This is a genomic window from Corynebacterium sp. H113 (assembly GCF_037572315.1).
Lineage (GTDB): Bacteria > Actinomycetota > Actinomycetes > Mycobacteriales > Mycobacteriaceae > Corynebacterium.
Genome location: NZ_JBBHKZ010000002.1, coordinates 402,229 through 424,256 on the forward strand (window position 1 = coordinate 402,229; position 22,028 = coordinate 424,256).

At 55.7% G+C, this 22,028-nt stretch carries 20 protein-coding genes; 16 read left to right on the plus strand and 4 right to left on the minus strand.

The window, feature by feature from the left end:
• Nucleotides 1-184: 184 nt before the first annotated feature.
• The 4 genes from nrdF (at nucleotide 185) to WG938_RS03070 (ending at nucleotide 5,468) form a co-directional block, all read left to right on the plus strand.
• A complete protein-coding gene (gene nrdF, locus WG938_RS03055) occupies nucleotides 185-1,201 on the plus strand; it encodes a class 1b ribonucleoside-diphosphate reductase subunit beta (protein WP_339977468.1) in 1,017 nt (338 codons plus the stop codon).
• Nucleotides 1,202-1,489: 288 nt separating this feature from the next.
• Complete coding sequence (ctaD, locus tag WG938_RS03060) at nucleotides 1,490-3,190, plus strand: aa3-type cytochrome oxidase subunit I (RefSeq protein ID WP_339977470.1); 1,701 nt, start codon at nucleotides 1,490-1,492, stop codon at nucleotides 3,188-3,190.
• A gap of 158 nt (nucleotides 3,191-3,348) precedes the next feature.
• Complete coding sequence (gene serB / locus WG938_RS03065) at nucleotides 3,349-4,698, plus strand: phosphoserine phosphatase SerB (RefSeq protein WP_445228175.1); 1,350 nt, start codon at nucleotides 3,349-3,351, stop codon at nucleotides 4,696-4,698.
• Nucleotides 4,698-5,468 carry a peptidyl-tRNA hydrolase gene (locus tag WG938_RS03070; RefSeq protein WP_339977472.1) on the plus strand — a complete coding sequence of 257 codons (771 nt, stop codon included), beginning with the start codon at nucleotides 4,698-4,700 and terminating at the stop codon, nucleotides 5,466-5,468. The genes serB and WG938_RS03070 overlap by 1 nt, the downstream gene beginning before the upstream one ends.
• Before the next feature lie 9 nt (nucleotides 5,469-5,477).
• On the opposite strand, the gene WG938_RS03075 is transcribed toward WG938_RS03070, so the two are convergent.
• Both WG938_RS03075 and WG938_RS03080 read right to left on the minus strand, forming a co-directional pair.
• Nucleotides 5,478-7,043: an AMP-binding protein gene (locus WG938_RS03075; protein ID WP_339977474.1), complete on the minus strand. Its 1,566-nt coding sequence runs from the start codon at nucleotides 7,041-7,043 to the stop codon at nucleotides 5,478-5,480.
• A gap of 94 nt (nucleotides 7,044-7,137) precedes the next feature.
• Nucleotides 7,138-8,703 carry an AMP-binding protein gene (locus WG938_RS03080; RefSeq protein ID WP_339977476.1) on the minus strand — a complete coding sequence of 522 codons (1,566 nt, stop codon included), beginning with the start codon at nucleotides 8,701-8,703 and terminating at the stop codon, nucleotides 7,138-7,140.
• A gap of 110 nt (nucleotides 8,704-8,813) precedes the next feature.
• On the opposite strand from WG938_RS03080, the gene WG938_RS03085 reads away from it, so the two are divergent.
• The 4 genes from WG938_RS03085 to WG938_RS03100 all read left to right on the plus strand — a co-directional run bounded on the left by WG938_RS03085 (nucleotide 8,814) and on the right by WG938_RS03100 (nucleotide 12,589).
• Nucleotides 8,814-9,434: a TetR/AcrR family transcriptional regulator gene (locus WG938_RS03085; RefSeq protein ID WP_339977479.1), complete on the plus strand. Its 621-nt coding sequence runs from the start codon at nucleotides 8,814-8,816 to the stop codon at nucleotides 9,432-9,434.
• Between the two features lie 86 nt (nucleotides 9,435-9,520).
• Nucleotides 9,521-10,294: an SDR family oxidoreductase gene (locus WG938_RS03090; protein WP_339977481.1), complete on the plus strand. Its 774-nt coding sequence runs from the start codon at nucleotides 9,521-9,523 to the stop codon at nucleotides 10,292-10,294.
• A 20-nt stretch (nucleotides 10,295-10,314) separates the two neighbouring features.
• Nucleotides 10,315-11,523: an acyl-CoA dehydrogenase family protein gene (locus WG938_RS03095; RefSeq protein WP_339977483.1), complete on the plus strand. Its 1,209-nt coding sequence runs from the start codon at nucleotides 10,315-10,317 to the stop codon at nucleotides 11,521-11,523.
• 25 nt (nucleotides 11,524-11,548) lie between these two features.
• Complete coding sequence (locus WG938_RS03100; RefSeq protein ID WP_339978773.1) at nucleotides 11,549-12,589, plus strand: phosphotransferase family protein; 1,041 nt, start codon at nucleotides 11,549-11,551, stop codon at nucleotides 12,587-12,589.
• On the opposite strand, the gene WG938_RS03105 is transcribed toward WG938_RS03100, so the two are convergent.
• Together WG938_RS03105 and WG938_RS03110 are read right to left on the minus strand one after the other, a co-directional pair.
• Complete coding sequence (locus WG938_RS03105) at nucleotides 12,576-14,558, minus strand: ATP-dependent DNA helicase (protein WP_339978776.1); 1,983 nt, start codon at nucleotides 14,556-14,558, stop codon at nucleotides 12,576-12,578. The genes WG938_RS03100 and WG938_RS03105 overlap by 14 nt on opposite strands.
• A gap of 29 nt (nucleotides 14,559-14,587) precedes the next feature.
• Complete coding sequence (locus tag WG938_RS03110; RefSeq protein ID WP_339978779.1) at nucleotides 14,588-15,889, minus strand: nicotinate phosphoribosyltransferase; 1,302 nt, start codon at nucleotides 15,887-15,889, stop codon at nucleotides 14,588-14,590.
• 72 nt (nucleotides 15,890-15,961) lie between these two features.
• On the opposite strand from WG938_RS03110, the gene clpS reads away from it, so the two are divergent.
• The 8 genes from clpS (at nucleotide 15,962) to WG938_RS03150 (ending at nucleotide 21,983) form a co-directional block, all read left to right on the plus strand.
• A complete protein-coding gene (gene clpS, locus WG938_RS03115) occupies nucleotides 15,962-16,255 on the plus strand; it encodes an ATP-dependent Clp protease adapter ClpS (protein WP_339977485.1) in 294 nt (97 codons plus the stop codon).
• 16 nt (nucleotides 16,256-16,271) lie between these two features.
• Nucleotides 16,272-16,823 (plus strand): DUF2017 domain-containing protein, encoded by a 552-nt coding sequence (locus tag WG938_RS03120; RefSeq protein ID WP_339977487.1) that lies wholly within the window; start codon nucleotides 16,272-16,274, stop codon nucleotides 16,821-16,823.
• Complete coding sequence (locus tag WG938_RS03125) at nucleotides 16,820-17,917, plus strand: P1 family peptidase (protein WP_339977489.1); 1,098 nt, start codon at nucleotides 16,820-16,822, stop codon at nucleotides 17,915-17,917. Before WG938_RS03120 ends, WG938_RS03125 begins: the two co-directional genes overlap by 4 nt.
• A 53-nt stretch (nucleotides 17,918-17,970) precedes the next feature.
• Nucleotides 17,971-18,696 (plus strand): rhomboid family intramembrane serine protease, encoded by a 726-nt coding sequence (locus tag WG938_RS03130; protein WP_339977491.1) that lies wholly within the window; start codon nucleotides 17,971-17,973, stop codon nucleotides 18,694-18,696.
• A 34-nt stretch (nucleotides 18,697-18,730) separates the two neighbouring features.
• A complete protein-coding gene (murI, locus tag WG938_RS03135) occupies nucleotides 18,731-19,603 on the plus strand; it encodes a glutamate racemase (RefSeq protein WP_339977493.1) in 873 nt (290 codons plus the stop codon).
• Nucleotides 19,604-19,697: 94 nt separating this feature from the next.
• Nucleotides 19,698-20,420 carry an MBL fold metallo-hydrolase gene (locus WG938_RS03140; RefSeq protein ID WP_339977495.1) on the plus strand — a complete coding sequence of 241 codons (723 nt, stop codon included), beginning with the start codon at nucleotides 19,698-19,700 and terminating at the stop codon, nucleotides 20,418-20,420.
• A gap of 79 nt (nucleotides 20,421-20,499) precedes the next feature.
• The gene (gene rph, locus WG938_RS03145) at nucleotides 20,500-21,282 is read left to right on the plus strand and encodes a ribonuclease PH (protein ID WP_339977497.1); all 783 of its coding nucleotides are present in this window, start codon (nucleotides 20,500-20,502) and stop codon (nucleotides 21,280-21,282) included.
• Nucleotides 21,283-21,293: 11 nt separating this feature from the next.
• Nucleotides 21,294-21,983 (plus strand): non-canonical purine NTP pyrophosphatase, encoded by a 690-nt coding sequence (locus WG938_RS03150; RefSeq protein ID WP_339977499.1) that lies wholly within the window; start codon nucleotides 21,294-21,296, stop codon nucleotides 21,981-21,983.
• Nucleotides 21,984-22,028 lie beyond the last annotated feature (45 nt).

Below are 22,028 nucleotides of genomic sequence, written 5' to 3' on the forward strand. Positions count from 1 at the left end.
ATAGGTGTCTAGTGTGGACAGACCAATTGTGAGTAGGATAGGCGCCTAGAAGTCTGTCCTCAGCACAAACGTGCCGCCATTCACTAGCGTCGTGGATGAGCGGCATTTGAATGCTTAGGAAGAGATCACTTCGTCGGCTACGAACAGTACGAATAGCCGGTGATTATAAAGAGGAGACGATTGCATGAACATCGATGACTGCCCACCCTCAACCCCTGCCCACCGTGAGAAGCATGAAGAGGCACGTGAGTGCCCGGTAGCGGCAATCGACTGGAACACCATTCCGGACGAGAAGGACCTGGAAGTGTGGGATCGTCTCACCGGTAACTTCTGGTTGCCGGAGAAGGTTCCACTGTCTAATGACATCAAGAGCTGGAATACGCTGAACGCTCTTGAACAGCAGACCACGATGCGCGTGTTCACGGGGCTGACGATGCTGGACACCATTCAGGGCACCGTTGGCGCAGTGTCGTTGCTGCCGGACGCACTGACACCACACGAAGAAGCGGTGTACACCAACATTGCTTTCATGGAATCGGTGCATGCGAAGAGTTACTCTTCGATTTTCCAGACCTTGGCATCGACGCCTGAGATTCATGATGCATTCCGCTGGGGTGAAACTAACGAGCATCTTCAGAAGAAGGCGAAGATCATCCTCGAATACTACGAGGGCGATAATCCGCTGAAGAAGAAGATTGCGTCGGTCATTCTTGAATCGTTCCTCTTCTACTCGGGCTTCTACCTTCCGATGTACTGGTCGAGCCACGCGAAGCTGACGAACACTGCAGACATCATTCGCCTGATCATTCGCGATGAAGCTGTGCATGGCTACTACATCGGCTACAAGTATCAGAAGAACGTCGAGAAGCTCAGCCAGGAAGAGCAGGATGAGCTGAAGGACTACACCTTCGACTTGCTGCTCGATCTCTATGACAACGAGATTCAGTACACCGAGGATATGTACGACGAGCTCGGCTGGACCGAAGATGTCAAGCGTTTCCTTCGTTACAACGCAAATAAGGCGCTGAATAATCTAGGTTACGAAGGGGTCTTCCCGGCTGACGAGTGCAAGGTCTCACCAGCGATTTTGTCTGCGCTGAGCCCTAATGCTGACGAGAACCACGACTTCTTCTCTGGTGCCGGATCTTCCTACGTCATGGGTAAGGCTGAAAGCACTGAAGACGAAGACTGGGACTTCTAGAAAGCCTCAGGATGCTAGTGGGGGTAATTCGGGGGAACGCCGTAAACGGCAATTAATTCGGAATAGTTGCTGGTTAAGGTGTTTCTCAGGAAATTCTGCAGTTTGCACAGCTTGGCGAGATGCTGCAAATCCGCTGCTGGCCTTAACTTTTTCACAGGAACCAGTTAGACTCGGCCAGGTAGAGAAAGGTGGGCTCGCATACGCGGGCTCATCTGGACTAACATTAAGAGTCACTTAATTCTTTGAATAGTCTGTGAACCGCAGACTATCGCGTAGTCAGGAGGAAGAATGACTGCTGTCGCTCCGCGGCCCGGTCACGAGGTGACCGCGACCGAACGGCCAGAACCGTTCGGCCACGAGCGCAAGGGTAGCTGGGCGTGGGACATGCTTACCACGACCGACCACAAGAAGCTGGGCATCATGTACATCATCATGAGCTTCTCCTTCTTCTTCGTCGGTGGTCTCATGGCCTTGCTGATCCGTGCTGAGCTCTTCGCACCGGGTCTCCAGTTCTTGTCCAACGAACAGTTCAACCAGATGTTCACCATGCACGGCACGGTGATGCTGCTGCTGTTCGGTACCCCTATCGTTTGGGGATTTGCTAACTACATCCTGCCGCTGCAGATTGGTGCGCCGGACGTAGCTTTCCCACGTCTGAACTCTTTTGGTTTCTGGCTGACCACCGTTGGTGGCATCCTGATGCTCTCGGGCTTCCTAACCCCAGGCGGTGCAGCTGACTTCGGTTGGACCATGTACTCGCCTCTGTCGGACTCCATCCACTCGCCAGGCGTCGGCTCTGACCTCTGGATCCTGGGTGTGGGTATCGGTGGTATCGGTACCATCGTTTCCGCAATTAACATGACCACTACCGTGCTGTGCCTCCGTGCACCTGGTATGACCATGTTCCGCATGCCAATCTTCACCTGGAACATCCTGGTGACCTCGATTCTGGCACTGCTGATCTTCCCAATCCTCACTGCAGCTGCTTTGGGTGTTCTGTTCGACCGTAAGCTTGGCGGACACATCTACGACCCAGCTAACGGTGGCGCAATGATGTGGCAGCACCTCTTCTGGTTCTTCGGACACCCAGAGGTTTACGTTCTGCTGCTCCCATTTGTGGGCATCATCACCGAGGTTGTTCCTGTCTTCGCTCGCAAGCCACTCTTCGGCTACGCAGGCATGGTGTTCGCAACCCTGTCCATCGCTGGCCTGTCCATGGCTGTGTGGGCACACCACATGTTCGTTACCGGTGGCGTTCTGCTTCCGTTCTTCTCGTTCATGACGTTCCTGATTTCGGTTCCAACCGGCGTTAAGTTCTTCAACTGGCTGGGCACCCTGTGGCGCGGTCACATGACGTTCGAAACCCCAATGACTTTCGCACTGGGCTTCATCGTCACCTTCCTGTTCGGTGGTCTGACCGGTATTATGCTGGCTGCTCCACCACTGGATTTCCACGTCTCTGATACCTACTTCGTGGTTGCACACTTCCACTACACCCTGTTCGGTACCCTGGTATTCGCTTCTTACTCTGGTGTCTACTTCTGGTTCCCGAAGATGACTGGTCGTATGCTCGACGAGACCCTGGGTAAGATCCACTTCTGGCTCACGTTCGTTGGCTTCAACATGACCTTCTTGGTTCAGCACTGGCTGGGCAACGAGGGTATGCCACGTCGTTACGCTGACTACCTCGAGACCGACGGTTTCACCACCCTGAACATGATCTCCACCATCGGTGCGTTCATCCTGGGTCTGTCTGTGATTCCATTCGTCTGGAACGTATTCAAGTCCTGGCGCTACGGCGAGGTTGTTACCGTTGATGACCCATGGGGTTACGGCAACTCCCTCGAGTGGGCAACTTCTTGCCCACCACCACGTCACAACTTCACCTCCATGCCACGTATTCGCTCCGAGCGCCCAGCGTTCGAGCTGCACTACCCACACATGGTTGAGCGCATGCGCGAAGAAGCACACGTTGGTCGCCAGCTCTAATCTGAAAGTCACTGAGCTGACAAAGTAAGACCTCTGAACTACGCACAATTTTTGGCCCTCTCCGGTTCCTCCCGGAGGGGGCTTTGTGCTGTCTAAAACTTGTTTTCCGGCAGTAGGTCGTCGAGCTTAACAACGGGGGCAACTCACTCGTCGTAGCTATGCCCAGATTCCCAGTTCATGAGCGGTATGGGATACTAGTGGGCGTGCAGAATACGGTTGATAACTCCCAAACTGAAACTATTGATGCTCCGTTGCTCGCTGATACAGTGACTCTTCCTGAGGGGCTGGTGTCCGCGCTTGTTACCGCGACCGGACCAGATCACCCTGGTGTCTCGGCATCGTTCTTCCGGGTACTGGCTGCGCATGGCGCACAGATCCTCGATGTGGAGCAGTCAGTATTTCGGTCTCGTCTGGCACTGGGTGCACTTATTGGTGTTCGCCCAGAGAAGCTTGATGTTCTCGAGAAGGGGCTCGTGGATACGCTGGCGGGTCGTTCCATGCAGGTGAATATCGAGCAGGACGAGGACATCGCTCGTGTGGCTTCGACCCACGTGGTAGTCGTTCTCGGAAATCCAGTTGAGGCAGTGGATGTTTCTCGTATTGGTCAGACTCTGGCTGACTACGGAGCCAACATTGATTCCATCCGTGGTATTGCCGATTACCCAGTTACTGGCTTGGAGCTGAAGGTGACTGTTCCGAACCCTAAGCCAGGCGGAGGCGTGCCTTTGCGTAAGGCGTTGGCGGTCCTTGCACAGGATCAGAACATCGACATTGCCATCGAACGTGATGGTTTGCAGCGGCGCTCCAAGCGACTGATTTGCTTTGACGTGGATTCGACTCTGATTACTGGTGAAGTTATTGAGATGCTCGCGGCTCATGCTGGCCGTGAGGCAGAGGTGGCAGCCGTCACTGAACGCGCGATGCGCGGCGAGCTAGATTTCGCGGAATCGTTGCATGAGCGAGTCAAGGCGCTGGCTGGTCTCCCAGAGTCAGTGTTGGACGAAGTTCGTGAATCCATTGTCATGACGCCTGGCGCTCGCACCACGATTCGAACTCTGAAGCGTCTGGGCTACAAGGCGGGTGCCGTCTCGGGTGGTTTCATCCAGATTCTTGAGCCAATGGCGAAGGAGCTTGGTCTCGACTTCTATCGTGCAAATACCCTCGAGATTGTTGACGGTAAGCTCACTGGCCGTGTCATCGGGGATATTATCGATCGCCAGGAGAAGGCGCGTAGCCTTCGGGCATTTGCCGAGCAGTACGGTCTTCAGATGCACCAGACGGTCGCCGTTGGCGATGGAGCAAATGACATCGACATGCTGTCAATTGCCGGCCTGGGTATCGCATTTAACGCGAAGCCAGCGCTGAAGGAAATGGCTGACACCTCCGTGAACAATCCTTTCCTTGATGAAGTGCTGTACATGCTGGGTGTCTCTCGCGATGAGATCGACCATGCAGATCGTGAGGACGGTACGTACCGTCGCGTTGCGCTAGAAAATCCAGTTCAGTAATGCACGACGATTCGTCGTCAGCTGTATCCGTACCAGAGTGGTTTTCTATAGCTCACGCGCAGTTGGCACGACCTCGAGACTGGACGAGGGAAGAGGCAGTCCCGTGGTCGATGCCGATCGTGTTGCACATACCCAAGAACGCCGACGATAAGCCATCGCGGAATGCCCTGCTGGTAGCCGCTGCCACCGCTGTGGTCGCGACGTGTTTGGCGGAACCAGCTGGACACGTCGATTCAACGCTCTACAAAGGTCTTGACGGTTGGTACGGAGAGCGAATTCGTAAGATCGCTCGACGCGCCCGTAATGCCCAGTGGACGCGGGTGCAGGAGATCCCCGGTGCGACCGCCACGGTGAATGGTGCAGCCGCGAGAGCGCTAGTGCCTACTCCGGTGTCGGATACGCCACAGCAAGTGTCGAAGCTGCAGATTGGTGGGACAGATCTTCCTTACGACGATCCGTCAGACATCGTTTCTGCCAGCGACACAGCACCAACGCTGTGGGTTGATCGTGGCTTGGACATGACCGTCGGGAAGGCTGCGGCGCAGGTCGGTCACGCGTCGATGTTGTATGCAGCTGCGCTATCGGCAGAACAAGCGTGGGAATGGGCACAGTCTGGATACTCCATGAATATTCGTGAGGTACCCAGGTCAGAGTGGCCTGTAACTGCTTCAAACGGCGACTCGAACGAGTCAATCGTGGCGGTGCGCGATGCTGGCTACACCGAAATCGCGCCCGGCTCTGTGACCGTTGTGGTCACTGTCCGGAGCTAGCATCGCCGTTTAGTCGAGAACTTTGAGCTCACGTCGCAGGATCTTGCCGGTCGCAGATTTTGGAATCTGCTCAATGAACTCGACCTCGCGCACCTTCTTGTACGGCGCGACGCGCTCTGCGACGAAGTCCATGACTTCGTCGGCTGTCAACGTCACATTCGGTTGCGTTACGACGAATGCCTTGGGCACTTCTTCGCCATCATTACGGATTACACCGGTACAGCCAGCGTCAGCGATACCTGGATGCTCCAGCAATACAGCTTCAAGTTCTGCGGGTGGAACCTGGTAGCCCTTGTACTTGATGAGCTCCTTGAAACGATCCACGATGTACACATTGCCGAATTGATCGAGTTGTGCGAGGTCGCCTGTACGGAGCCAGCCGTCGACAAGCGTTTCGGCAGTAGCCTCTGGATTGTTCAGGTAGCCACGCATGACCTGTGGTCCGCGGATCCACAATTCCCCGGAGGCGGAACAGCCGGAGGATGGGCAGTTGATTTCGGGGAGATCGTCGCGTTCGATATCAACGATCTTGTACTCAGTGTTGGCGACTGCGCGACCGATGGAATCGAGTGGGGAATCGTGGCCCATCCGAATATGCGTCGCTGGGGACGATTCGGTCATGCCATAGCCCTGTGCCATGATGCAGCCGATGCGATCCTCTACTTGCTGAGCCAGATCGATCTGCAGAGATGCCGCGCCACTGAAAATGGTTTCCAGCGATGAGAGATCGTAGTTGTCCACGATGGGGTGCTTTGCCAGTGCAACCGCAATCGGTGGCGCAACGAACGCGAACTTGACTGAGCGATCCTGAATGAGCTGCAGGAAATCCGGCAGGTCGAACTTGCCCATGGTGTACTGCGTCGTCCGACGAAGCAGACACAAATTGAGCAGTGCCGTAAGCCCGTAGATGTGGAAAAACGGCAGAATGGTGATTGCTGGAGTGTCTTCAGTCAGCTGTTCATCCACGGCGTTCGCCGCCTGCAGCACATTTGCAACAAGATTGCGGTGAGTTAGCTGCACGCCCTTTGGTGTACCAGTGGTACCGGACGAAAAGGGGATCACCGCGAGGTCATCGGGAAGGACATCGACCTCTGGTGCAGGATGGTTTTCCGCGAGCATTTCGCCCATGCCATGTAGGCCGGTAAGTCCAATGATCTTTTCCGGGGCTAGTCCAGCGTTTTCTGCACCGTTCGCGCCTGCCCAGCCGATGGAGGATGTTGTCAGCATCATGGAAGCACCGGACACGCGGATCTGCTTTTCGACGTCGTCGGCAGTAGCCAGCGACGCAACGGTGGTGCAAGTTGCGCCGGCACGCAGGATACCGTGAAATGCCACAGCGAAAGTTGTGGAGTTCGGGCAGTGCAAAGCAATGACGTCACCTTGTTTTACGCCACGAGCTGCGAGCGCACCCGCGAAAGCTTTGACCTGCTGACGCAGCTCTCCGTACGTGGATTGAGAACCAGAGTCTACGATCGCGAGCTTGTTCTCATGGCGCTCGTCAATGTTTGAGAAGAGTAGGTCAAAAAGAGAGACGTCAGGGATATCAATGTCGGATACGGCACTTCGTAGGGGCATATGAACCTCACTTGCTTGTTGCTGATTGACAGAAATGCTACTCAGCGCGTCGGAGTGTGGAGGGAATATTGCAGAGTCGAGCGAGTTTATACGTTCACAACTGTTTCAAATTCTTCCGCAGGATCTTTCCGGTAGCTGACTTAGGCACTTCAGCAATGAATTCCACTTCACGAACTTTCTTGTATGCAGCTACTCGTTCTGCAACGAAATCGATGATGTCGTCTTCGGACACGTTTGCCCCCTCGCGCTTCACCACGAAAGCCTTCGGAATCTCATCACCGGCACGGTCGACAACACCGACGCAGGCTGCATCAGCAATGTCAGGATGTTGGAGGAGGATGTCCTCCAATTCCGCAGGTGCTACCTGGTAACCCTTGTACTTGATGAGCTCTTTCAAACGGTCAACAATGTAGACGTTGCCATCTGCATCCATTTCGGCGATGTCACCTGTACGGAGCCAGCCGTCGACGAGGATGATCGAGTTGGCCTCGGGATTATTGAGGTAGCCGAGCATGACCTGAGGGCCATGAATCCAGAGTTCGCCGGCTTCAGAGCGCCCCGAAGCTGGTGGCTGGATCTCCGTTAGTGCAGGGTCGCTGACATCCACGAGCTTGTAGGACGTATTCGGAATGGCGAGTCCAATGGAATCGACAGGAGTGGATTGATCGAGGCGGACATGCGACACGGGCGACAACTCTGTCATTCCGAAGCCCTGTGTGATCTCGCAGCCGATTCGCCGTTCTACGAGACTAGCCAGGTCTGCTTGCAAAGAAGCAGCTCCTGACAAGATTTTTGTGAGACTCGACAAGTCGTAAGCATCGACACCCGGGTGTTTTGCTAAGCCAACGGCAATTGGCGGTGCAATGAATGCGAAGTTTGCCTTGTGCGTTTGTACGAGTTCCAAAAACTCCAGTAGGTCGAACTTTGCCATCGCATACTGCGAGGCGCGAACCGCAAGGAGCAGATTAAGCAGCACATTCATGCCGTAGATGTGGAAGAAGGGTAGCGGTGTGACGGCGATGGTGTTTTCATCGATGTGGCCGCCGATGATAGAACCCATCTGCACTAGATTCGCTACCAGGTTTTGGTGAGTAAGCTGCACACCTTTAGGTACACCAGTAGTTCCAGATGAAAATGGAATGACGGCGACATCGTGTTCGGAGTCGATGTCTTCCTCAGGAACCGGGCTGCCTTCGAGAAGCATCTCTGCGATGCCATGAATGCCGGTCAGGCCGATGATCTTGTCATCGGATAACCCGGCGTTCTCGCCGCCTTGGTGTCCTGCCCAACCGATCGCGGACGTCGTCAAGATGGCCTTCGCTCCCGAGAGACGGAGCTGCTTTTCGACGTCGTCAGCAGTTGCCATCGACGCGACGGTAGTGACTGTGGCGTTTGCCCGCAAAATGCCATGAAATGCGACAGCGAATGTCGTGGAGTTCGGGCAGTGCAGTGCAACGACATCACCCTTGCCGATGCCGCGCGCTGCTAGTGCGCCCGCGAATCGTTCAATCATGTCGCGAAGTTCGGAATACGTCGCGGAAGTTCCTGAATCAGCAATGGCCAGTTTATCGGCATGCTGGGGAGCAAGGTCAGCGAATAGATACTGGAAGAGAGATACAGGTGGGATGTCGACCGCAGGGTAGGCGCTGTGGATTGGCATCGTTCCTCCTTTGCTTGGTGGTATTGGTATCCAAACTTAAATGAATCTGGATTCAGGTGTGGGGTAGTTTGGAAAGAAAGTCGATACTCAAGGTGAAAGGCGGTTGACTGGTGACGCGACCCCATGGAGGGCGGCGTGAAGAGATCCTGGAGGCTGCCAAAATTGTGTTTGTGCGGGAAGGATACTTCGACACTCGGTTGGTGGATATCGCCGAGGAAGCAGGGTGTTCTGTTGGAACTGTATACACCTATTTCGATGGCCGGGATCAGCTTCTGTATGCAGTACTGGAAAGTGTCGAGACAGACATGCGCGCACGGTCTTCGCGCCCGCGGGAAGGTGCTAGTCCTGCGGAAGTCTTGGCGATAACTAATCGGGAGTACTTGCAGAGCTACCGTAGAAATGCCCAGTTTATGGCCCTTCTTGAACAAGTGTCGCAGGTGCAGCCGACATTCCGTGAGCTCAGGAAAGAGCGTGCGCGACGATTTGCCTCCCGCAATACAGAATGGCTGAAACGGCTGCAGTTGGAGGGGCAAGTTGCTGCGACAGTTGATGTGGAAATGATGGCTATTGCCTTGTCTGCGATGGTGTCCCGTTTGGCATATGCGACGTGGGTAGATGGTGAGCATCCAGATGACAGTGCGACGTTCGAGCGGATTCTCGCTACCGTCAATAGGGCATGGTGTGCCTCGTTGGGGCTGAAACCCGATTGGAAAGTTTCCGAAAGTATGTGACCTGAATCACGATTCAATATATTGTGTGGGAGCAAGTAAGTCGACGGCACAGCGCTTCGCGCTGTGGCACTGCGAAAGGTATCCCATTGGCAGGCATTGATCTCAGCAGCGAAGTTGTCCTTATTACTGGCGGAACACGAGGTATTGGCTACGCGACCGCTCTTGAATTCTCTCGTGGTGGAGCAAAAGTTGCCCTGACATCACGGTCGCAAGAATCCGCCACAGAGATGGCACACAAGATTGCGCATGAGACTGGAGGCAAGGTTATCGGTATCGGGGCTCACGTTGCAGATGTAGGCGCTGCACGAGATGCATGCTCTCGAGTTGCAGAAGAACTAGGCCCTTTGACAGTTCTTGTGAACAATGCAGGAACCAATCCCGCCTACGGCCCAATTATCGATCAGCCACTGGCCGCAATGGAGAAAACGTTTCTTGTCAATACTCTTGCGCCCTCTATCTGGACGAGGGCTGCGGTAGCCAGTGGGTTGGGATCTTCGCCAAGTGCAATAATCAATGTGTCTTCGGTGGGTGCGCTGACCATCGAAGAAGGGCTGGGCACCTATAACGCGTCGAAGGCAGCGCTACTGCATATGACTAGACAATTGGCAATGGAGTTGGCGCCTGCAATTCGGGTTAACTCGATTTCGCCGGGAGTTGTGCGAACGAAACTGTCCGAAGCCTTGTGGAAAGACCAAGAAGAAGCGGTCAGTTCGGTGACACCACTACGTCGAATCGGCGAGCCGGAGGATATTGCGAAAGTAATCTGCTTTCTCGCCTCAGGTGCAGCTAGTTGGATGACCGGTGACAATTTGGTAATCGACGGCGGTCTGCTAGTGCGAAACCCAATGGAAGGCGCGTAGAGGGGAAAGCTAGCGATCACATGGACTTTTTCGAAACTGACCGCGCTCGGGAGTACCGAGAAACACTCGAAGCATTCATGGACGAATGTGTCTATCCTGCGGAAAAAATCATCAAGGATGAGCTTCGGGAAGGCGGTAACCCGCATGCGTTTCCGCCGACTCTGGAAAAGCTCAAGAATGAGGCGAAGTCTCGAGGTCTCTGGAATCTCTTTCATCCGCACGAGAATCAAGGGCCTGCTCTTAGCAATGTTGAATATGCGGGATTGGCTGAAATCATGGGCAGAAGTCCGCATATTGCCCCAGAGGCATGCAACTGCAGTGCGCCAGATACCGGAAACATGGAGATTCTAGAACTATTTGGTACGGAGGAACACCGTAGTCAGTGGCTCGATCCATTGCTGGAAGGAACCATTCGTTCCGCATTCTGCATGACTGAACCAGGGGTTGCGTCTTCCGATGCGACCAATATTTCTATGTCTATGCAACGGGGTGACGGCGGCTTCATCCTAAACGGTCGAAAATGGTTCGCATCTAATGCCATGCACCCTAACCTCCGCGTATTAATCGTGATGGGAAAGACATCTCCTGACGCAAAGCCTCATCGACAGCAATCCATGCTTGTCGTACCGGCTGATGCACAGGGCGTCAGTGTGGTGCGTAATCTGCCTGTGTTTGGCTATCACGATCGGGAAGGGCATGCGGAGGTCCATTTCGAAGACGTTTTTGTTCCTGATAAGGACATTCTGCTTGGTGAAGGTCGAGGATTCGAGATCGCCCAAGCACGGCTTGGGCCTGGTCGAATTCACCACTGCATGCGTGCCATTGGCATGGCTGAACGTGCGCTAGAGCTGCTATGTCAAAGAGCAAGTATCCGGACCACATTCGGCCGCTCGCTGTCAGAACGTGACAATATTCGCGACTGGATTGCAGAAAGCCGTATCGACATCGACATGGCTCGGCTTCTCACGCTCAAGGCGGCTTGGACGATGGACGAGTACTCCAACAAGGCTGCACGACAGGAGATTGCCGCCATTAAAGTGGTGGCTCCTCGTATCGCGTTGAAAGTCATCGACCGAGCCATCCAAGTTTTCGGCGCAGAGGGCGTCACCGATGATGTACCACTCGCAGAATTCTGGGCAGGCCTCCGCGCACTCCGCCTTGCTGATGGCCCCGACGAAGTCCACTTGCGCACCGTTGCCAAAGCTGAACTGAGAAAACACCATGACTGACGCATACGACACACGTAGCAATACAATGGGGCATCGCTCCGACCAGACTCCGTTCGACCTGGAAGCTTTGCCGACCTGGTTGGATTCCCTGCCAGGTGCCACACGTGGGGAAGTGACTTTACATAGGCTTGGTGCGGGTCAATCGAACCTTACGTATTGTGCCACCGACGGTGTTGGGCACTCGATCGTTTTGCGACGTCCCCCGCGGGGCTCCCTTGCATCCTCTGCACATGACGTCGCTCGAGAAGGACGTATCATGTCGGCTTTGTCTTCGACAAACGTGCCAGTTCCGGGGATTCTTGGCATTCACGAAACACCGAATTTCACGGATGTACCTGTCGTTGCGATGGAAATGGTTGCTGGTGAGGCGGTGACGAGCCCTGCGGTTGCGGAGCGAATCACTCCTGACGTGAGGCGCGTCATCGCTGAAAACCTTATTGAAGTCATGGCGCGGATCCATGAAGTGAATCTGGACGAAGTCGGTCTTTCTGTGCTTTCTTCCCACGATCCATATGCTCCTCGACAATTGCGGCGTTGGTCGACGCAGTGGGAAAGAACAAAAACTCGTGAAAGCTCGGCTCTCGACGCGTTGACAGAAAGGCTTTGGGACGCGATACCGGAGCAGGACACTACGACTCTCGTCCATGGAGATCTTCATCTTGGGAACGTAATGTGCAACCTCGACACGGGTGAGGTAACAGCCGTTGTCGATTGGGAGCTTGCGACGCTGGGGGCGCCACTTGCCGACGTTGGTTCGCTGCGCGCATATTGGCCGGAGCGAGGAGGACTGGTCCTGCCAGGCTTCGAAGCCGGCTGCGCTGACGGTTTCCCCACCGGAGAAGAACTGGCACAAATGTATTTGCAGCGAACTGGGAGAGATCCGCAAGCATTGGACTTTTGGTACGTATTGGGACTCTGGAAGGTAGCAATCATCGCTGAAGGTGTAGTACGACGGGTTCAAGAGATGCCGTCGAACGCAGCTCCAACTGGCGCACCTACTGTCGCGATGGTTGATCAACTAGTGGATTACGCCACCGCTACAGCTGACGCAATCAACCTCGCTTGAGCCGTGCCGCTACCAATCGTTCGAGAGAAGCGCGGACTACGGCTGGATCTGTCGTCCGCCAGAACTTCGGCATAGATGCAGCGATCCAGGAGCCATAACGGGCCGTCGCCAAGCGTGAATCCAGCACCGCAACAACACCTCGATCGTTGACGCTACGCAGGAGTCGACCTGCGCCCTGTGCCATTAATAGTGCAGCGTGCGTCGCCGACACCTCCATGAAACCGCTTCGGCCAGCCGCGTTGGCAGCATCGGAGCGTGCAGACAACAGCGGATCGTCTGGGCGGGGGAATGGAATGCGGTCGATCAGCACCAGGGAGCACGAAGGACCTGGCACATCGACACCTTGCCACAGTGTGAGTGTGCCAAATAGACACGAATTCTCGTGCGCACTGAACTTGTCGACGAGCGCACCGATCGAATCTTCTCCTTGAACGAAAATTTCGAAGGGCAGGCGCTTCCGCATTTCTTCGGCTGCTGCCTCAGCACCACGTCGTGAAGAAAAGAGTCCAAGGGTGCGACCACCCGCAGCCTTGATCAGTGCCTCCATTTCATCCATCGTTTGTGGGGCAGTGCCATCTCGACCAGGCTTTGGCAAGTGCTTTGCGACGTACAGAATCCCTGCTTTGCCAGCATCGAATGGGGTACCAACGTCGAGACCGTCCCAGGATCCCTCGGGCAGTCCCCAAGAAAACGCCATGGTGTCGAAGCGCCCACCAAGTGCCAGCGTTGCCGACGTTAAGACGACGGTGTAGTCGCCGAAAAGGCGCTCGTGGAGTAGTCCTGCGATGGAGAGAGGCGCGACGTTTAACGTTCGGCGTTCACCGAGCCACACCACATCGTGCTCGGCCATGGACAAGATTCGCACGGCAGCGTCGTGCATGTTTTCAATGGCTGCGCGAACCGTGTGGCGCTCTGCGGTGTCGGTTGCACTGCTCGTGCTGGAACCTGTACCTTCTTGTCCGGTCGCGAGGGCAGTTTGTACTTGCCATAAGCTATCGCGAACAGTCGTGAGAGCTTCACCGGCGGTGGGCGGTAGTTCATTCCAACGTCCAGGCTCTGATTCTTCGAGTTCAGCGAGGGTTTCCTGGAGCAGGCCAGCTGCTTCTTCCAATCGAACAGCTTGGTCGCGTGCGCCTAGCTTCTTGGCACGCTTCGCCATCATGATGATGCCGGTTGCTGATAACTCGTCGGTCGCAACCGAGGTGATCCGGCCGTCAAGCTCGTGCGCTTCGTCGATGATCACGCATTCATGCTCGGGCAGGATGACAGCCTCGGACAACGCGTCGATAGCGAGCATGGCATGGTTCGTGACCACCACATCCACATCTGAGGCACGGGCGCGAGCTTGTTCGGCAAAACAGTCAATCCCATGCGGGCATTTCGCTGCGCCGACGCATTCTCGGGCAGAGACAGAGACCTGACGCCACGCATCGTCTGAGACGCCCATGTCGAGGCTGTCTCGATCGCCGTCATCAGTTTCATCTGCCCAGTCGCGAAGCCGCATCACTTGCTGGGCGGTGCGGGAGAGTGCGGCTTCGTCGATTAGAGCTACCGGCTCTCCACCATCGGTGGGATCGTCGATAGCATTAGCGACCTTCGCCTTGCACACATAGTTGCCACGACCTTTAAGAATTGCGAACGTTGGGCGGCGTTCCAACTCGGGTTCCAGTGCATCAGCAAGACGGGGCAAGTCGCGCTCAACGAGTTGACGCTGCAGCGCAATCGTTGCAGTGGATACGATTACAGACTGCTCCGACCCCATGGCCTGCACAATTGCCGGGACCAGGTACGCCAAAGACTTACCAGTACCGGTGCCCGCTTGCACTGCTAGATGACGACCCGTCGTCAAGGCTTTGTGCACTGATTTGGCCATCTTGACCTGATTGGGACGTTTCGCACCGCCAAGCGCTGTCACTGCTGCCGCAAGCAGCTTTTCCACTTCGGTTGCAGATTCCGAGTTTTCCGACATGGACGAATCCGACACTGCCTATCTTCGCCCTACACTCCGTCGAATCGAACGCTGAGCACAGGCTCGTCTCGCGACAACGCCAAACCTTCCCACGGCAGGGAAACGAGAGCACGCGCTAGGTGATCCCGACTGTCCTCAAGAGTTGGCAAGCCATCGACGATTTCTCCAGTACGCACCATTGGTACGGTCAGCTCCTGGATCTCCAAGCTGCCGGATGTCGGTACCTCATGGCCAAGTGGATATGCGATTTCCTCAACCGCTGTACCAGAACGTCGGCACGCCCGAACCGCAGCCTTCGCGCCACCGTGAGACTTCTTGTCACGCGAACGCTTTGCGACGGGAACCCCCTCGACCTCAACCAATTTGTAAACCAAACCAGCCGTTGGGGCACCTGAACCCGTCACGACAGAAGTACCGACACCGTAGGCATCGATTGGTTCCGCACGCAATGCAGCGATGGCGAACTCATCAAGGTCAGACGAGACAACGATGCCCGTATTGTGAGCGCCCAAGCCATCGAGCTGTTGACGGACCTGACGAGCCAAAACGCCCAAATCGCCAGAGTCAATGCGGACCGCACCGAGTTCTGGGCCTGCGACCTCAATCGCCGTCGCAACGCCCTGCGTGATGTCGTAGGTGTCGACCAACAGCGTGGTATCCAAGCCCAACGTATCAATTTGAGCTTTGAACGCAGCGGCCTCATTAGGAGTGCCGTCAGCGTTCGTATGTAGCAACGTCCAAGAATGGGCTGCCGTGCCGGACGACGGAATGTTGTAGCGCACCGATGCTTCTAGATTGGATGTTCCGGTGAATCCAGCGAGGTACGACGCACGTGCTGCAGTGACAGCAGCCTCTTCATGAGTCCGACGAGAACCCATCTCGATGATCGGACGACCGCCAGCGGCGGTAACCATTCGCGCAGCAGCAGATGCGACGGCGGAGTCAGCATTCAGAATCGACAGAATCAGAGTCTCGAGGATTACGCATTCAGCGAAGGTGCCACGAACCGACAAGATCGGTGAGGCAGGGAAGTACAGTTCACCTTCGAGGTATCCGTCGATGTCACCTGAGAATCGGTAATTGCGCAGATACTCGATTGTGTCGGCATCGAGGAAGTCGAGTGCGGCCAGTTGTTCCTCGGTGAACTGGAAACGACTAATGGCGTCGAGAACTCGGGCAGTACCTGCAACAACGCCATAACGACGTTCGTTCGGGAGCCTGCGGCCAAACACTTCAAATGCACACTGCTTATTAGCAGTGCCGTTGCGCAGCGAGGCCTGCAACATGGTTAGTTCGTACTTGTCAGTGCGAAGCGCTGTCGAGCTGGTCATCACATTCGGATCGGTCACCCAACACAGTGTAGTCCGGTGCACGTTTTCGCGAGGCTATATATTCTGGGTCACATGACCATGCCAGCTGCTACCCCGATGGGCGTCATCGACGCCGATGCCGTCACCGAATCAAATCGGCCTTGGCAGTGCATCGTGTGGGACGACCCTGTTAACTCGATGAGTTATGTGACCTATGTATTTCAGATGCTTTTCGGAATGGATCGCAAAAAGGCACATGAACTCATGTTGAAAGTCCACAACGAAGGCAAGGCCGTCGTGTCTTCTGGCGAACGCGATAAAGTCGAAGCTGATGTGAAAAAGCTGCACAAGGCTGGCCTATGGGCCACCATTCAGCAGGCGGATTAAACCCAGGAGAATTGTCATGCGGCCTTGGCGGCGAAAGCGCGGAATGCTCAGAGGAGCCGTCCGATTCCAGAGTGTATTGGAACCAGCCGAAAGGGAAGTTCTGTGTGAACTTGCAGCGACGGTGTCGGATTCGCTGATGAATCGTGCGGCCACTGCGCCGAAGGACGAACTGTCCGAAATGGTGGGTATGCCTTCAGGCCATGCGGATGCTCCACAAGATCCGCGACTTGCACGATTGCTGCCAGACTTTGTCGCGCCGGGCGCGGAGTCCGTGGAAGGGGAAAACGCTCTTCTCCGCCAGCTCAATGAATCTGATGTTGTTCGCGCGAAGCTCGAGAATCTGCGGGCAATCTTGAACGCCGTAGAGCCTAACGTCAACGGAACTATCATTATTTCCGAAGAAGATGCTCACAAATGGGTCGCAGGAATTAATGATTTGCGCCTGTACCTGCACGTATCAATGGAAAACATGAAGGGTTCGTTGGAAGAACTCGAGCAAACGGACGCGGTTTATCAGTGGTTGTCGTACAACCAGGAATCCCTTCTGGAAGAGCTGATGCGCGAATGAGTATTCGCTTCGGAGCATCCATTAATCGTGGTGCAGGGTGTCTCGATGGTCTCTCGGAGGTGGCAATCGGACACGCGAGCGTTGCAGATACAGGTGTCACCGTCATTGCGACTCCGAAGGGAGCTGTCGCAGCCGTCGATGTTCGCGGTGGTGGTCCCGGAACACGGGAAACCGATTTATTGTCTCCCGAGAACACGGTCGAAAAAGTCCATTCCATCGTTCTAGCAGGCGGTTCGGCGTTCGGTCTTGCTGCTGCGGATGGTGTTATGCGCGAGCTCGCACGGCGAGGCATCGGCTTCGAAGTAACCCCCGATTTTCCAGATGTCCTGGTACCTATCGTTCCCGGTGCTGTCATCTTTGATCTTTTGCTCGGGTCCAAAGACGTTCCAGATGCAGCACTTGGCGCACAAGCGGTAGCTGCTGCCCTTGATCAGCTTGACGACGAATCTGTCAACGCGACTCCGGCAACGAGCGTGCCATCTGGTTGTGTGGGTGCTGGTACCGGCGCGATGGCGGGTGCCATCAAAGGCGGTTTTGGCCAGGCATGCGTGGCGTTACCAGGCGGCTACTTCGTAGCTGCAGTAATGGTGGCAAATCCAATGGGGGCAGTCGTTGGCCCGGATGGTCGGCTCTATGGAGATTCCACGCAACCTGCAGTGCCTGAGCAAGCCATGGCGGAGTTGGCGAAACGGTTCGTCGGAATGACAAAAGTTCCAGTGCCGAAGGAATCCACAACCCACGACGGTGCGGACAAAGCAGCGTCGTCGGCAAGTACCAGGAATACGACGATTGGTTGTTTGATTACCAATGCGCCGGTCACGCAAGCGCAGGCACAACGTTTGGCAATGTGTGGTCACGATGGGCTGGCGCGGGCTATTCGCCCTGCTCACGCGCCGATGGATGGGGACACGCTGTTCTGTGTGTCAATTGGCGGGAACGATTCTGCAGCATTGTCCGTTGACTCTACGGAGTTGGCAATGCTGACAGTTGCAGCATCTGACGCAGTGGAAAACGCCATCGTCGATGCCGTGTTGTCCGCTGAAGGGCGGGCTGGTGTTCCTGCGTGGAAAGATCTTGTCGGCGATCCGCAATAGGGGCTCGTGGGGTGCGAGTGGCGGACATGAAGAATTGAGGAGTCGGAAAGTTCATGAGTTATCAACCAGGACAGTCGGACTTCTCGGGTTCGGGTGGCTACTTCCACAACAGTTTCGACGACAGTGGACTTGCAGCCCCGCGAAGCAGTCGGGGCAACACGGTGCGGCGTGGGCCAGCTCCTGCAGAGCATCGCACCTTTGTTCCTAAGACCAACGACGGTGGCTTGTTTGCTGCTGTCGGCGCGGCCGTGGGTTTCGTGGTCACGATTTGGATTGTGTTCCTGGTTGATACTTTCGCTTTCTCAGGTGGCCTCCAAGAATATGGCGTGCAACCGAGAACGGAACATGGCCTCTGGGGCATCATCTTCGCTCCAGTGCTGCACTCCGGGTACGAACACATTACGGCCAATACGGTTTCAGCAGCGATCTTTACAGCGCTCATTGCGTTTACGTCGAAACGGCTATGGTGGCAGGTCACCACAGTTGTTGCCATTGTGTCGGGTTTGGCCACGTGGGTCATTGGTCCCCTCGGCACAGTCCATATCGGCGCATCCGGATTGGTGTATGGCTGGTTGGCATTCCTGATCGTACGAGGATTTATTAACCATGCGCTGGGGCAGATCATCGTCGGTATTTTTCTGGCATTTTCCTATTCCGGGCTAATCTGGGGAGTATTCCCAACGGATGCGCCCGTAAGTTGGCAGATGCACCTCTTTGGAGCAATTGGCGGAATTATCGCCGCTTTCTTGCTGAAGCGCGGACGCGAGCGCAGAGCGTAATGGGAACTAAAAACGCAGTGAGATGGAAGGTCTAATGGGGTCGTCGGGAAGCAGAGCAACACATAGCGATGTCAGTGCCGATGAGCAGCGTGATCCTGGTATTTCGCGAACGTCGCCCATCGGAGTTTTCGATTCTGGTGTAGGTGGGCTGACCGTTGCACGCGCGATCGTGGATCAGTTGCCACACGAGTCGATGATTTACATCGGTGACACCGCAAACGGTCCCTATGGCCCGTTGAAGATCGCTGAAGTGCGTGAGCACGCAGAAGCCATCGCCGACGAGCTGGTCGCACGCGGCTGCAAGATGATCGTCATCGCATGCAACACAGCGTCGGCTGCATTCCTCAGAGACGCGCGCGAGCGCTACCCAGTGCCAGTCCTCGAAGTCATTCTGCCCGCTGTCCGCAGGGCAGTGTCGGCTTCTCGCAATGGCAAGATTGGTGTCATTGGCACGTCTGCGACAATCCGCTCCCGCGCATACCAAGATCTTTTCGACGCCGTCCCAGGCGTAGACGTATCAGCCACTGACTGCCCGCGTTTTGTTGATTTTGTCGAGCGCGGGATTACCTCTGGTCGGCAGATTCTGGGGCTCGCCGAAGGATATTTGGCTCCGTTACAAGCTGACGGCGTCGATACGCTTGTTCTTGGCTGTACGCATTACCCACTGCTTTCGGGCGTTGTGCAGTTGGCGATGGGGGATGATGTGACGTTGGTGTCGTCGGCGGAAGAGACCGCGAAGGATGTGCTTCGAGTTCTCACTGAAATGGATATGCTGGCGGACCCGGAAACGGATCCGGCACCGACGCGGACCTTTGAATCAACGGGTGATCCGGAAATGTTCCAGAAGCTTGCGCACCGCTTCCTGGGCCCTGACGTTACGCAGGTCACACGTAATCTTCACTTGTGATTCCCAACGTACTGGGCTGAAAGTTGTGCAAAATCCTGCTATTGCATGGCAAGCTTGGGATATGAGAGTGACGGTTCTGGGTTGTTCAGGGAGTATGACAGGTCCTGATGCCCCAGCGTCCGGCTTCCTCGTGGAGTCCGATGCCGGGGGTGCATTTGTCATGGACATGGGGCCTGGGGCTTTTGGCCAGCTCCAGAAGTATCGGGACCCGGTGACTGTTGACTTGCTCTTGTCGCACCTGCACGCTGATCACTGCCTAGATATTCCGGGGCTTCTCATTTGGCGAAAGTTCCATCCGACCTCGCCTGCTGCACAAAAGAATGACCTGTGGGGGCCCGCGGATACTGCAGCTCGCGTAGGACGAGCCGCTGCCGAGACATCTGACGGCTGCGAAGACATCTCAGACACCTTTGACGTGCATAATCTTGCGCCACACAAGACATTTGAAGTAGCGGGAATGACCGTGACCGCGTACCCAATGGTGCACCCGATCGAGGCATATGGTTTCCGCATCGAATTAGACGGCGCAGTCGTGGCATACACCGGCGACACCGCGTGGACCGACGAGATCGTCACAATGGCACAAGATGCCGACATTCTCATTTGCGAAGCTACGTGGTGTGATTCCGACGAGGGGAAGCCGGAAGCAATGCATATGACCGGCGCAGAGGCCGGTAAAGCTGCACGTTTGGCCGGAGTGACAACTCTGGTTCTCACACATATCCCGCCCTATGGGGACAAGAACGCGGCATTGCGCTCTGCCGAGTCAGAATTCGACGGCTCTATCATTCTCGCCTCCCCGGGAATGATTTTTTAGCATCCGCCAACGCTTGTTGTTGTCTGATGTGTGGCGGGGGAGCCGTCGTAAAGCGAGCATGCGCGGTACCGTTTAAGGCATGACTTCTGAGAATCAGCCTGAAACCACTGGATTCGTACGAGCAGATGGCCGTGCATTGGACGAAATGCGCAAGGTGTCCATTACCCGTGGATTCACCGACAATCCAGCGGGTTCCGTGCTCGTGTGCTTCGGCAACACCCGTGTGATGTGTACTGCGTCTGTTGAACAGTCGGTACCTCGCTTCAAGCGAGATTCTGGCGAAGGTTGGTTGACTGCCGAGTACTCCATGCTCCCTGCATCGACTCATGAGCGCATGCCACGCGAGTCGATGAAGGGCAAGGTCAAGGGCCGTACCCATGAGATTTCTCGACTGGTTGGTCGCGCCTTGCGCGCCGCAGTAGACCTCGGCGAATTGGGAGAAAACACCATCAACATTGACTGTGATGTTCTGCAGGCGGATGGTGGCACTCGTACTGCTGCGATCACCGGTGCTTATGTCGCGCTTGCCGACGCTCTCACGTACCTCCATGCTGCTGGCGCTGTGCCAGGAGCCCCGCTGAAGTCACCAGTTGCGGCAGTATCGGTGGGCATTATCGACGGTCGCGTGTGCCTGGATCTGCCATACGAAGAGGATTCGCGCGCTGAGGTCGATATGAATGTCGTGATGACGGCCGAAGGAAAGTTCGTTGAGATCCAGGGCACGGGCGAAGAAGGAACATTCGACCGCGATCAGTTGAATGCCATGCTCGATAGCGCAACCAAGGGATTGAAAGAACTGATTTCGCTGCAGCAGGAAGTTTTGCGCGCGCCGTACCCAGGCGAGTTGCCAAACGCTCAGTAAGAAGGGGACGTATGAAGCTGCTCGTTGCTACCCGTAATAAGAAGAAGCTGGTCGAACTCGATCGTCTGCTCGTCGCCGCTGATATCCACGGCGTGGAATTACTCAGCTTGGCAGATGTCGCTGAGTACGAGGAGCGCCCGGAAGATGGTCGCACGTTCGCGGATAATGCCTTTATCAAGGCGTTTGATGGTGCGGAAGCTACCGGGTTGCCATGTCTTGCTGATGACTCCGGCCTTGCCGTGGATGAACTAAACGGTATGCCGGGAGTTCTCTCCGCGCGTTGGTCTGGTCAACACGGCGACGACATGGCCAATTATTCGTTGCTGCTAGCCCAGATGGGTGATGTCCCAGACGAGCGTCGCACCGCAGCGTTCTGTTCTGCATGTGTACTGGTGGTGCCCAATGTGGAATCGTCGGAAAGCGATGCAGAGCCTGAAGTCATTTCGGTGATGGGGCAGTGGCCAGGTCGCGTCGTCCGGGGGCCTGTCGGAGACGAGGGGTTCGGCTATGATCCGATCTTCGTTCCGCTGGAAGAAGACGAGCGAATTGCTGCTGGTCGTGAGCTAGAAACGTTGGGTGATCTGCCACGTACTGCTGCGCAGTTGGCGCCAGCGGAGAAGGATTCGATGAGTCATCGCGGTCGCGCTCTGGCGCAGCTTGTTCCCGAGATTGCGGCTCTTGCTGCTCGGATGAACGCGTAATGTAGACACAGAAAAAGACCTCGTGGAGATTAGTCCACGAGGTCT